The following is a 12335-nucleotide window of genomic DNA, read 5'->3' on the forward strand; positions in this document are numbered from 1 at the left end:
ACGCATGCGAAGTACATCGCTTTCTTCACCGGCCCTCTCGGTGAGCGTGGCCCTCTTGGCCACGCTGGTCGCGTCGCAGGCCCATGCGCGCCGCAACGGGACGGCGGTGGAGGGGTGCAACGGCTGCCACAGCGGCGGCGCGACGCCCGGTATCACCATCGACCATAGCCCGAAGAACCCGGCGGCCGGCGAGGCAGTGACTCTGCAGGTGCAGATCCAGGCCGCCAACTCGGGCGGCATCTATCTCCGCACCGGGACGGGTCGGCTCTCCCCCATCGCCGGTCAAGGCACCCGCCTCATCGACGAGCGGCAGCTCGTCCACGACGCGCCGAAGCGGGCGAGCGGCGGGGTCGTTCGCTTCGACGCGCAGTGGATCGCGCCGGGAGCGCCGGGCGGCGTCGTCGTCGAGGTGTGGGCCGTCTCGGCCAACGGCGACAACGGCTCTCGCGGAGACGGCGCGTCGGCCACCAGCGCCGCGTTCGCGTACGGATGCGAGGGAGTGACGTATTACCTCGACCGCGACGGAGACGGATACGGCGACTCCGGCGTGCCCAGGGTCGATTGCGTCCAGCCCGCCGAGCACGCCCCCCGCGGCGGGGATTGCGACGACTACAGGGTCGACGTCCACCCCGATCAGGTGGAGGTCTGCAACGGGCTCGACGACGACTGCGACGGCGAGATCGACGAGGACCTGGTGGTGACCACCCAGTACGAAGACGCCGACGGCGACGGATACGGGTCGCTCTTCGGCGCGACCGTCGAGGCGAAGTGCCCTCCCGCCGGCTACGCGCCGAGCGCGAACGATTGCAACGACAAGTCCCCTGACGTCCACCCGGACGCGGTCGAGACATGCAATCTGTACGACGACGACTGCGATGGGCGGGTGGACGAGGGCGTGCGCGAGGTGTGCGGCGTCGGGATGTGCGCGCGCGAGGCGATCGCATGCACCCCTGGGTCGTGCACGCCCGGAGAACCGAGCCCCGAGGTGTGCAACGGGGTCGACGACGACTGCGACGGCGAGACCGACGAGGATCCCGGCCTCTGCGCGCCCGGCGAGGGCTGCCCGAACGGCACGTGCAGCGGCGGGAACGGTGGCGGGACCCCCGGCAGCGCCGTCAGCGCCGTCAGCGCCGGTGTGGGGTCCTCCGGGGCCTCGGGCGGCGGCGCGCCCGACGAGGGCGGCACGAACGGCGGCGGCTGCGCCGTCGACCCCCAAGGCGGGTCGCCGTGGCGGCTGCTCGCCCTCTCGCCGCTCGCCCTCCTCGCGTTGCGGCGCCTGCGGAGGGCCGTCACGGCGCGGTAGCTCCTCCTCCCGAGCCCGAGGTGACACGCATGCTCTACCGCCGCGTCGGCAAACACTGAGTCTGGGCCGGCGCCGGCGCGAGGCGCGCGACCACGCTGACGCGATGTCCCCGCGTGACCGCGCGCGGCGCCCCCTGTGCGGCGTGCAGTGTGCGGTTTACCGTTTGCCGCTCGCCGATCTTCATCTTCCGGACGGCGCGGCGGAGCGCTATGAACGGGGCCATTCCCATGCCCAGCACCTCACGCTTCGCTTCGGAGCACGTCGCCGCCTCGTACCCGCTCGCCCCGCTGACGTGGGAGGTCGGGTTCACCAGGGATCCCTCCGTCCCTCCCGCGGAGCTCGTCCCCGCGAAGGTCCCTGGCGCGGTGCAGCTCGACTGGGCCAGGGCCAAGGGGCTCCCCGACTACACCGTCGGGGACAACTTCCGGCAGCTTCGCTTCGCCGAGGACGTGTACTGGGTCTATCGCGCGCGGCTCGAGATGCCGCGGGCCGGGGCGGGCGAGCGCGTGGTTTTCTTTTGCGGCGGCGTCGACTACCGCTTTCAGGTGGTCCTCAACGGCGAGCTCTGCCACGACCAGGAGGGCATGTTCACGCCGTTCGAGATCGATCTCACCGGTCGCGCAAAGACGGGGGATGAGCTCTCCATCGTGATCTTCCCCGCGCCCAAGGCCACGCCGTCTCCGGAGGACCGGACGCAGGCGCGCCTCTCGAACAAGCCGCCCGTGAGCTACGGCTGGGACTGGCACCCGCGGCTGATCCCGTGCGGGATCTGGCAGGAGACAGGCCTTCAGGTGCGCCCGGCGCGCCACTTCCGCTCGGTGGATTTCCGTTACCGCCTGTCGGACGACCTCACCACGGCCGATCTCGACGTGCGGATCGAGACGAGCGAGACCGGCGCGGGCGCGGCCTGCGCCTCGTATCGGCTCCTCGACCCGGAGGGGAACGAGGTGGTGTCGAGCGAGCGGCCCGAGGCGCGGCTCCCGGGCGTCCGGCTCTGGTGGCCGAACGGGGAGGGCGAGCCGGAGCTGTACACGCTCGAGGTGCGCCTCGGCGGCGCCGTCGTCCACACGCGCAAGGTGGGCTTTCGCCGGGTGCGGCTCGTGATGCACGAGGGCGCCTGGGACGAGCCGACGCGGTTCCCGAAGAGCCGGAGCCGGCCGCCGGTGACGCTCGAGGTGAACGGCCGGACGATCTTCGCACGCGGGTCGAACTGGGTCTGCCCAGAGATCTTCCCCGGGATCGTCGATGAGGGCGTGTACCGCCCGCTGCTCGAGCTGGCGCGCGACGCCCACTTCAACCTGCTGCGCACCTGGGGCGGCGCGATCATCAACAAGGAAGTGTTCTACGAGCTCTGCGACCAGCTCGGCCTCATGGTCTGGACGGAGTTTCACCTCGCGTGCAACCTGTACGAGGGCGAGCCGGGCTACCTGCGCGTGCTGCAGCAGGAGGCAGAGAGCACCATCCGGCGCGTCCGGCAGCACCCGTCGCTCGCGCTCTGGTGCGGGGGGAACGAGCTCTTCAACGTCTGGTCCGGCATGACCGACCAGTCGCTCCCGCTGCGCCTCCTCAACAAGCTGACCTACGAGCTCGACCGCGACACGCCGTTCATCCCGACCGCGCCGATCGACGGCATGGGGCACGGGGACTACCGGTTCCGCGACGAGCACGGCCGGGAGCCTCACCAGATCTTCGCCACGGCGAGCAACACGGCCTACTCGGAGTTCGGGTGCCCGGGGCCGTCGGACGTGGAGTACCTGAAGACGTTCATCCCCGAGGCCGAGCTCTTCCCGCCGCGGAAGGGCACCGCATGGGAAGCGCACCACGCGTTCGCCGCCTGGAGCACGGACCCCGGGAGCTGGCTTTGCCAGGCCACCCTGGAGCACTACTTCGGCCCCGCGAGGACGCTGGAGGAGCTCGTGGAGAGAGGGCAGCTCCTCCAGTGCGAAGGATACAAGTTCATCTTCGAGGAGGCGCGCCGGCAGAAGCCGGTGTGCGCGATGGCGCTGAACTGGTGTTACAACGAGCCGTGGCCGTCGGCCGCGAACAACAACCTCATCAGCTGGCCGCACCGGCCGAAGCCCGCGTACCACGCGGTGAAGGCGGCGTGCAGGCCCGCGCTCGCCAGCGCCCGGGCGCCGAAGTTCGGCTGGAAGAGCGGGGAGGAGTTCCGCGCCGATCTGTTCGTCCTCAACGACGCTCCGGAGGGCGTCGCGTCAGGCACCGTCGAGGCCCGCGTCGTCTGCGCGGGCCGCTCCGTGACGCTCGTCAGCTGGCGCTTCCCCGACCTCGCGCCGCGGCGCAACGAGAAGGGACCCACGCTCTCCTTCGTGCTCCCCCGGTTCGAGGGAGACACGTTCCGGCTCGATCTCGTCGTGGCGGGCCGCGAAGCGCTCGACTCGAGCTACACGTTCGCATACGCGAGCGTCTCCGAGCAGCGCAGGCCCGCGCCTGGCGAGCGGCTCCTCAACGGCTGAGCGAGGCGCCCCGCCGCGCCGGTCACGAGGCCCTCTTCTGGCGCTTCGGCCAGAAGACGTGGAAGGTCGCGCCGGCGTACGGCGCCGACTCGAGCGCCACGCGGACGACGAGGCGCGTCTGGGGAGGCGGCGCGTGGAGCTCGATGCAATCGGCGATGAGCGCGTGGGCGAGCTGCTCGGCCTCGGCGAGCGCCGCCTGCTCGCGCGCGACGAGCTCGGCCCGCTCCTCGGCGCGGAGGCGCTCTTCCTGGTAGGCCCGGGCGCCCGAGATCGTCGTGGCGATGTGGCCGGCCGCGAGCTCGAAGAAGTCGCCGTAGGCGGCGTCGAGCGCGCGGCGCGGGCTGACGCCGACCACGAGGAAGCCCTGGAGCGCGGCCTGCCCGGACCGCGAGAGCGGCAGCACGACCGCCTCGCGGCAGGGCTCGGGCCACCGGCCGCCGGGAGAGAGCCGCGAGGCGGCCGCGAGGCGGGCCGCCGCTCCGCCCGGCTCGATCATGTACACAAGCGCGAACGGCACGTCCGCGGAGCTCTCGGCGAGCGTGCTCACCGAGCGGGCGAGGGTCTCCTCCGGCGAGACCATCGCCGCCGCGGCGGACTGGGCGCCGAGGGCGCGCAGCGCCCGGAGGCGGCGCTCGCCGAGGACGCGCCCCGTCGTCTCGGCGCAAGCGCAGAAGATGCCTCCGACGGCGCCGTCCTCGATCAGGACAGGCGCATAGGAGAACGTGAAGTACGTCTCTTCTCGATAGCCATTGCGCGAGAGGATCAACTGGAAGTCTTCGGACCATGTCGCCTGCCCGGTGGCGCGCACCTCGTCGAGCATCGGGCCGATGACGTCCCATATCTCGCTCCAGCACTCGCGCCCCGGGCGGCATCTCACCGTCGCCGGCGAGGAACGGCGCGTCGCCGGGCCGGGCGGCCCCGGGGAGGTGGCTGTCCTGCATGGCTCTCGGTATACAATAGATGTATGTGAAGCCCTGTCACACTTCCTCGCCTGCCCCGATGAGACCTGCCCCGATGAGCCCGGCGGCGCCTGGGCGAGACCCGCCCGCTCGCGCTGAGCCCGCTGAGCCGCTGCTGGGGCCCGCGACACGAACATGCTAGAGAAGGCAGGGGCGGCGAGAGGCCCACGCCCGAGACGAGCAGCGAGCTGAAGGGCGCGAGCGGATCGCGGGAAGTGGGGAGTCACGCTCCGCGCGCCATCGCGGGGCGCGGAGGCACGACCCCGTGGAGACAGGAGGTCACCATGAGATTGCAAGGCAAGATCGCGCTCGTCACCGGTAGCAGCCGGGGCATCGGCCGCAGCATCGCTGTTCGCTTCGCCCGCGAGGGCGCCGACGTGGCGCTCACGTACCACAAGAGCAAGGAGGGCGCCGAGGAAGCCCGAGCAGAGGTCGAGGCCGCCGGACGGCGAGGTCATCTGTTCGCCGTCGACGTCGCCTCCGTCCAGAGCGTACAGCAGCTGATCCAGGACGTCGTCGCGCGCTTCGGCCGGCTGGACGTGCTGGTCAACAACGCGGGGCTGGAGAAGCGGGCGCCGTTCTGGGAGGTGACCGAGGAGGACTACGATCAGGTCGTGAACACAAACCTCAAAGCGGTGTTCTTCGGGAGCCAGGCGATGGTCCGTCACCTGCGCGCGGCGGGGCGCCCCGGCAAGATCATCAACATCAGCTCGGTGCACGAGGATCTGCCGTTCCCCAACTTCGCAGCCTACTGCGCCAGCAAGGGCGGCGTCCGCATGCTCACGCGCACGCTCGCGGTGGAGCTGCGCGGCACCGGGATCACCGTGAATGCCATCGCGCCGGGCGCGATCGCGACGGAGATCAACGCCGACCTGCTCAGGGACCGCGACAAGCTGAGCGCGCTGCTCGGGCAGATCCCGCTCGGCCGCCTGGGAAAGCCGGAGGACGTGGCCGGGCTCGCCGTGTTCCTCGCCTCGGCGGACGCCGATTACGTGACGGGCTCGACGTACTTCGTCGATGGCGGGCTGACCTGGAACTACGAGGAGCAGTAGGCGAGACACCGGCCCCGCGCCGAGAGTCGGGGATCGCTCGATCAGCCCGGCACCGAGAAAAGTTTTCGACAGGAGGCAATGCGTGACGGCGGAGCCTGGCGCCGGCGACCTGCCGCTGCGCCTCGGGCCCGCTTCCGCTTCCGACTTCCGGCCACAGGCAGCCGCGGCGGTTCGTGTTTTTGCGGCACGCGACCGGCCGCCTGTGGCACCATGCGCCCATGACGGAGCTCAAGACTTATACAGGTGGCTGTCACTGCGGAAAGGTTCGCTACGACGTAAGGGCGGACCTGAGCGCGCCAGTGGGCGTGTGCAACTGCTCGCGCTGCTCGAAGCTGGGCGTGGTCCTGGCCTTCGCGCCGGTGGACCAGTTCACGCTCAAGCAGGGTGGAGACTTCCTCACCGACTACCAGTTCAACAAGAAGGTCATTCACCACATGTTCTGCTCGGTCTGCGGCGTCGAGTCGTTCGCACGGGGAACCGGGCCGGACGGAAAAGAGATGTGCGCCATCAACGTCCGCTGTCTGGACGACGTCGATATCGATTCTCTCAAGACAATGAAGTTCGACGGCAAGAGCGTATGATCACGGCCGCGCCGGCCGGGTCCGGGCGGCCGCGGCCGGCGCGACCGGGGTCCGCGGGCCCAGGTCGCGGGGCCCGCGGCCCGGTCATCGCCGGCCCAGCCCCTCGCCCCCCTCGCCAAGAGCTGGTCGCCGTCAGCCTCGCTCGCGGCCGCGCGTGACACTCCGTGAGCTGCGATGACGGCGACGCGTGTACGCAGGTGGGTACGTGCCAATCGGGCGAGCTCATTTGCGCTTCATCAGTTTGTAGGCTCCGCCGCACTTCCGGCCTTCGACCTCGTTCTTCGCGTAGATGCCGCTCTGCGCGTTCTTCTCGCGCGTCTTCAGGATCTTTCCTTCCGCGGCCTCGACGATCAGGATGTCGTGGAAAGGTGCCCGCCTGCCGCGTTCGCTGGACGACGCCTCCGCCGCGCGCCGCGGGGTGCGGCCCGCGCGCCCTGGAGAAGGGCTGCGCGACCCTGGCCGGGTGCGGGGGGAGCAGGCGGGAGAAGGGCTGTGCGATCTTGGCTGGGTGCGGGGGGAGCGCGCGGGAAGAGGGCTGTGCGACCTTGGCTGGATGCGGCGGGCGTGCGGCCGGCGGGGCGGGCCTCTTCTTGATCATCGGCGCGATGATGAGCAGGGCGGCCGGCGCGGGCAAGAAGGCGCGTGGAGCTACCGATCCCCTGCTCACGACCGAGCGCCGAGGAGCCCGCTACGCCGCCGCGCAGGCGCGCAGATAACGATTCACGTGGTCATACGGGTTGCCGAGCCCGCGGAGGGAGAACGGCTTGTCGCGCTCATCATGCCGAGCGCGGCGCGAACGCCGGACGCGGCGTGGGCGACGTGGGCGACGTGGGCGACGTGGGCGACGTGGGCGACGTGGGCGACGTGGACAGGAGCGCCTGAGCGCACGGCCCGATGACCTCCCGTACGGCGTCGAGATGGCAGCGCGCCCGCTCCGCCTCGCTGAGACGGCCGTGGTCGCGCCACGCGGCGGCGTCGACCCCGGCGCGCTCCGGGCCGCGCGCGGCCCGCACCTCGGCGAGCGCCTCGTCGAACGCGCGCGCCACGGCCGCGCGCACCGGTTCGCCGCCGCGCGCCACGGCCCAGCGCACGAAGGCCCACGCGAGCTCGGCGTGGGCGGCCTCGTCGGCGGCGATCCGGTCGAGGGCGCGGCGGACCTCGGGGTCGCACGCGCGGCGCCGTTGCTCGTCGGCCTGCAGGGCGGCGAGCGTCTCGCCCACGCAGCCCTCGCGCACCGCGCTGGCCGCGGCGCTGGCGAGCGTGGGCGCGTCGAGCGCGCCGCCCGTGGCGAGCGCCCCCGGACCGAGCGACCGGCCGGCGTAGCGGCTCGCGAGCGTGAAGCAGTCCCGCGCGTGCTGGAGCTCGTCGGCGAGGGCGCGCTGCGCGGCGTCGATCAGGTCGGGCGGCGCGCCGAGGGCGAGCAGATCGAGCGTGAAGCGCGCGAACGACGCGATCGACGCGTGCTCGAGGCGCGCGTCGGCGAGCCACGCCTGCGCGAGGGCGGCGCGCGTCCTGGGATCGAGCGCCAGCGGCTCGTCCGCCGCGGCGCCGAGCACCCAGTCGGCCCGCGCATCGACGCCGGCCAGGCGCGGCTCGCCGCCGACGAGGAACGGGCGGCCGCAGCCGCCGACACCGGTATCGAAGTTGTCGTAGCAGCACTGGCCGTCCTCGAGCCGGCCATTCTCGTAGTGCATGCAGTACTCGGGCGCCTGCCGGAACTCGCTCGGACAGGCCTCGGCGTGTCCATTCTCGCCGCCGCCTCCGACGACCCCGCCGCTTTCACTGCCGTCACTGGCGTACTCCCAGGCATCTTCAGGAGAAAAGCACCGTTTCTCATAGAGGCCGCCGCCCGCGCCGCCGTGGCCGCCCGCGCCCCCGTGGCCGCCCGCGCCCCCGTGGCCGCCCGCGCCCCCGTGGCCGCCCGCGCCCCCGTGACCGCCCGTACCGCCGGCCCCCCCTGTGCCTGTTGCCGCGCCGCCATCGGTATGGCCCTGGCAGCCGACCGCCAACGACAGGCCTGCGAACATGCCGGCTCCCAAAACTTGCATGATGCGCGCATGTAATTCTCTGCTCATGATCATTGCACCTCCCTGATGCGCGGCGCGATTCGGCAACAAACATGCCAGCCCAAGCTCCCGCCCGGCCGCTGCCACGCTCGGAGGGACAGATGCCTTGCTGGAGCGAGTCCCCTCTGCTCTCGCAGAGATCATCGGTCGAGCGCCGGTCGATATGACCTCATCGAGCAGCACACCGGATCTCGTCGCCCGCGGGACCGCTCCCCGGCCGCGACGCGCGCGTGAGCCATCTTGGGCCGTTTTGCGTCAAGACGTTCAGGGCTCATGCCTGCTCCCGTTCCCGGCGCGTGGGTTCGCGCGCGCCCGGTGACCGCCCCCCGCGACAGGCGCCCGTCAGGTTCATGATTCCTACGAGCGTTCCTCTGCCACGTCGCTTGCGATGCGGCGAGAACTACCGATATCCTCGGTCGTTGTGAGGGGCTGGGCCGAAGCTCGGGAGGGGTGGAGCCGCGACGTCCGCGTCGTGCGCCGGCGCGCGCGTGCGGCGATTGCCGGGCTGGTCGCGATGGGGGCGGTGGCGGCGTTCACGGCGCTGGTCGGGGCCTGGCACATTGTGCTGCTCGGCTGGTCGGAGGTCTCGGCGTCGACGTGGCAGCTTGCCAGTACGTTCCGTGAGGCCGGGGGTTTGCTCGAGCTGGGGCTCGGGCTCCTCGCGGGTGTGTTGTTCCTGCGCTGGCTCGCGAGGGCGGTCGCGTTGGCTTTCGTGCTGGATCCCGTGCGGGGTTTTCACTGGACGCCGGCCGAGTCGGTTCTGGCGTTCTTCATTCCCGTCGTGAACCTGGCGCAGCCGTACAGGGTGCTGCGTGATCTCCACGACGGACTTGCTCCACCGGGCGTGCCCGAGCCTGCGCCGCGCCCTCTCCTGGACGGCGCGGGGGGTTATCGGCGCGTCGAGATGACGCACGCCCCGCGGGCTGGCGCGGTGCACCATGCCGCGCTCGGCGCGTGGTGGGGGCTCTATGTCGCGAGCCGCGGCTTCGGGTGGCTGGCCTCTGTCATGCCGGATCTGACCGTGGCGGAGTTCATCCGGTCCCGGTATGCGTTCATCGCGTCCGACGTGGCGTCGATCGCTGCTGCGTGGCTCGCGGTGCGCATGGTCCGCGCGATCGACAGCCGGGTCGCGGAGCGCCATCGAAGATTGGCGCACGCTTCCGACGAGGAGCTCGGTCGCCTCCTCGTGGAGCGTGATCTCCAGCTGCGCCAGGACCTCGCGAAGATCACCGACTTCGACGCTCCCGAGTAGGACCCACCCCTACCGCCGTTTCAGAGCGAGAGCTCGGCGCGGGTCCACATGGAGCTAGACGGCATCGTGTCGTGTTCTCGATCGATACCGCGACACGGCGGCGTCCACTCCTGATTGCGAGCTGCTCAGGACGGGGATCTCGAGGTGGCGGACCAGCTCGGCTGCGGGGGCCATCGACGCCTGCGCCAGGAGCACGAGATCGCCCGGGCGCGCTGTCGCTTCGATGGTCCTGGCGATCTCGCCAGCATAGCCAGGATGGTCACCCGTCTCGAAGAGCCGCCATGCTCGCCCGCACAGGACTTCGCCGACATCGATCGAGCGCCTCGCGTCAGACGCTATCTGGCGCAGCAACGCCACGGTGGGCTGGAATGTGCTCGGAAGCGCGGCCAGCACGAGGATCCGGCGGCCGCTCGCGACGGCTTGCTCTGCCATGGGGCGATCGACCCGCATCACGACACAGTCCGAGACGGGGACCGCCTCCGCGACGCCGCCGAGGGTCGAGCAGGTGCACACGACGACCTTCGCGCCGTCGTTCGCGAGCGCCTGAACGACCATGGTAGTCGCCGAACGGATGCCGTCCGTGATCGCGCCGGCCTCCAGCGCGTCCGCAAGGAGGCGCTCCTGGACCTCATGCCGCACCGGAATCGTGTCGTCCACGTTCCGAACAAGACGGCTGAAGGTCTCGACGTGGGCGCGGGCAGTATGAAGAAATGCAATCATGCTCCTCGGTGTACGGAAAATTCGGTGATCGCTCGCCCAGCGGCTCGCGGGTGTGCTGCGGGGCGCCGTGCCGTCCGCACCTTCGAGATCGTAGAGCGCGGGGCGCGTCGCCAGGCGAAGCAAGAGCTCGCGAAAGAGCGGCGTCACCGACACCGCGCAGCAATCCGGCGGGAGGTTCGGCGCCGCGCCGGGCTCGATGAAGACGCCGTAGCCCTCGAGCGGCGCGCGCGCGCGCGCGGATCCGATGCGTCACGGACCCGGGGATCCACAGCGCCGAGCGCGGCGGCACGATCCAGAGGGCGCTCGACGCTTCGCAGATCAGCTCTCCGCGCACCAGGTACACGAGCTGCGATTCGCGGTGCGCGTGAGGCTCGCTCTCGAGCCCGCCGCTCGCCATGCTGAGCCCGATCGCGTTCGCCGGTCGCGCGACCGCGGCTTGATCGTGCCGGTGCTCACGCCGGCGGCGCGCGCCAGCTCGACGGCGCTGTAGCCGCACGGGGCGACGGGGGGCGCAGGGACCAGGGGCATCGAGACATCCTAGCCAACGAACAAGACAAAAATCGACGAAATCTAGAGATTCGATCCTGGATTCTAGGTGTACGCAAGCTACATCCAGAGTTTCGTCGCTAAACTCTGGCTAAATAAAGGCTATATTCAGATAATTAACCCCAATATTCAGGCAAATTTACCCCGAATCCAGAAAAATTGCTCGAGAATCAAGCGAACTGGGCTGCTCCGAATCGAGCCCGCTTGATGCGCACACGCGCCTGGCTCGGCTTCCGGCTGCCGGCGTACCTGTTCTCGTCACGGATGGACGACAACTTCACGATCCAGGTCGCCGCCGCGGCCGCGGTGACGATCGCCAGCGCGGGCTGACATAAGCAGTCTTATGGCCAATCTCGAGCGCGAGGCGGTCGAGGTACTGTCTCATGAGCTCGGCCCGTCGCGCGTCTTCGCGGCGCCCGGCCGTGGTCCTGAGGCTCTCATCGGTCTTGGACAGCTTCACACAGCTCCTGGGCTCGATTCCGACGCTGTACCTGTGGCCTCGATGGCATGGGCGATATCCGCGAGCAGTCCTTCGGGGGAATCAATGCGCCGGAGGAAGCGCAGAGCCTCCTCCGCGGACAGTCGCGAGGCCTGGGAGCGCCTCGGACCGTTCTTGGGGATGTTCACGCGGTCGTGCAACCAGGCTGCGGGGACGAAGATCCCCGGCCTGGCCCGTTCGTCCGCGCTGAGAGCCTTGGCCGAGGCGACGACCCTGGTGAAATGGGCCAGATCGTGGGCCAGATCCTGGCCGAGGTCGGTCTCTCGAGCTTCTTTGCGAAGCTCGCTTCCCATCGATTCATGCGCTGCCTCTTATCCGCGGACGCGGGGGCGCACAACGGGGACAGGATGAGCAAACGCGCCGTCCAAGCTGGAGCACAATCTGCCAGCCCGGTGTTCGGGCGGGCCAACCTCTTGTGTCCAACCACGGCGCCCGAGGCATGGCGATGCATATCGAGCTCTGCGGATGCTCTCGGTAGGTAGGAGTGAGTATCCGCCCTGCTGCAGAGGTCGAGCTGCGGGTGTTCGCGAGCGAGCGCCACCGCGATGTGGCGTATGCTGGCGTAGGACCTGGTGCGCGCGGACGCGATGTCAGGCGATCCTGTAGCGATGAGTGTCGAGAGATGTTTCCACCCTCGGCAGGCGCGCACCAAACATCGAATTTGAGGTGGGACGCGCTACGCGGTGTTCAAGTACTCTGGAGGCGCGGCACCCAGCTGGCCGCAGGGGGAGCATCGTGGAGCTCGTTCTCATCGTCTTCGTCGTAGCTGCGCTCACGGCTGCGGCGTTCCTCGCGTCCAAAGCGCACAAGACCAGCGGCTCGCTCCGGCAAGTACAGAACGCGCTGCGGCAAGCGGAGGGCTCGCTGCGGCAAGCAGAGGGCT

Annotated in this window: 10 protein-coding genes; 6 read left to right on the forward strand and 4 right to left on the reverse strand. The window is 70.3% G+C overall.

Annotated elements, in window-relative coordinates:
* Positions 1–4 precede the first annotated feature (4 nt).
* Both WMF28_RS37075 and WMF28_RS37080 read left to right on the forward strand, forming a co-directional pair.
* The gene (locus WMF28_RS37075) at positions 5–1303 is read left to right on the forward strand and encodes a putative metal-binding motif-containing protein (protein ID WP_437598266.1); all 1299 of its coding nucleotides are present in this window, start codon (positions 5–7) and stop codon (positions 1301–1303) included.
* A gap of 227 nt (positions 1304–1530) precedes the next feature.
* Positions 1531–3777, forward strand: coding sequence for a glycoside hydrolase family 2 protein (locus WMF28_RS37080; RefSeq protein ID WP_437598267.1), 2247 nt, complete (start codon positions 1531–1533; stop codon positions 3775–3777).
* A 22-nt stretch (positions 3778–3799) separates the two neighbouring features.
* Here the strand turns inward: WMF28_RS37080 and WMF28_RS37085 are convergent, their stop codons facing one another.
* Positions 3800–4654 carry a hypothetical protein gene (locus tag WMF28_RS37085; protein ID WP_437598268.1) on the reverse strand — a complete coding sequence of 285 codons (855 nt, stop codon included), beginning with the start codon at positions 4652–4654 and terminating at the stop codon, positions 3800–3802.
* A gap of 366 nt (positions 4655–5020) precedes the next feature.
* On the opposite strand from WMF28_RS37085, the gene WMF28_RS37090 reads away from it, so the two are divergent.
* Positions 5021–5788: an SDR family NAD(P)-dependent oxidoreductase gene (locus WMF28_RS37090; protein ID WP_437598269.1), complete on the forward strand. Its 768-nt coding sequence runs from the start codon at positions 5021–5023 to the stop codon at positions 5786–5788.
* A gap of 218 nt (positions 5789–6006) precedes the next feature.
* Positions 6007–6369 (forward strand): GFA family protein, encoded by a 363-nt coding sequence (locus WMF28_RS37095; protein ID WP_437598270.1) that lies wholly within the window; start codon positions 6007–6009, stop codon positions 6367–6369.
* Positions 6370–7145: 776 nt separating this feature from the next.
* Here WMF28_RS37095 and WMF28_RS37100 read toward each other — a convergent pair.
* Entirely contained in the window at positions 7146–8417 is a 1272-nt protein-coding gene (locus tag WMF28_RS37100; protein ID WP_437598272.1) for a ferritin-like domain-containing protein, read from the reverse strand.
* Positions 8418–8907: 490 nt separating this feature from the next.
* Here WMF28_RS37100 and WMF28_RS37105 point away from each other — a divergent pair, with 490 nt between their 5' ends.
* Positions 8908–9687: a DUF4328 domain-containing protein gene (locus WMF28_RS37105; RefSeq protein ID WP_437598273.1), complete on the forward strand. Its 780-nt coding sequence runs from the start codon at positions 8908–8910 to the stop codon at positions 9685–9687.
* Between the two features lie 54 nt (positions 9688–9741).
* On the opposite strand, the gene WMF28_RS37110 is transcribed toward WMF28_RS37105, so the two are convergent.
* Positions 9742–10344: a hypothetical protein gene (locus tag WMF28_RS37110; protein WP_437598274.1), complete on the reverse strand. Its 603-nt coding sequence runs from the start codon at positions 10342–10344 to the stop codon at positions 9742–9744.
* 816 nt (positions 10345–11160) lie between these two features.
* Here WMF28_RS37110 and WMF28_RS37115 point away from each other — a divergent pair.
* Entirely contained in the window at positions 11161–11283 is a 123-nt protein-coding gene (locus WMF28_RS37115) for a hypothetical protein (protein WP_437598276.1), read from the forward strand.
* 126 nt (positions 11284–11409) lie between these two features.
* Here the strand turns inward: WMF28_RS37115 and WMF28_RS37120 are convergent, their stop codons facing one another.
* On the reverse strand, positions 11410–11745 hold the full coding sequence (locus WMF28_RS37120; RefSeq protein ID WP_437598277.1) for a hypothetical protein: 336 nt from the start codon (positions 11743–11745) through the stop codon (positions 11410–11412).
* Positions 11746–12335: the final 590 nt, after the last annotated feature.

Source organism: Sorangium sp. So ce590 (assembly GCF_051521365.1).
Classification (GTDB): Bacteria; Myxococcota_A; Polyangia; order Polyangiales; family Polyangiaceae; genus Sorangium.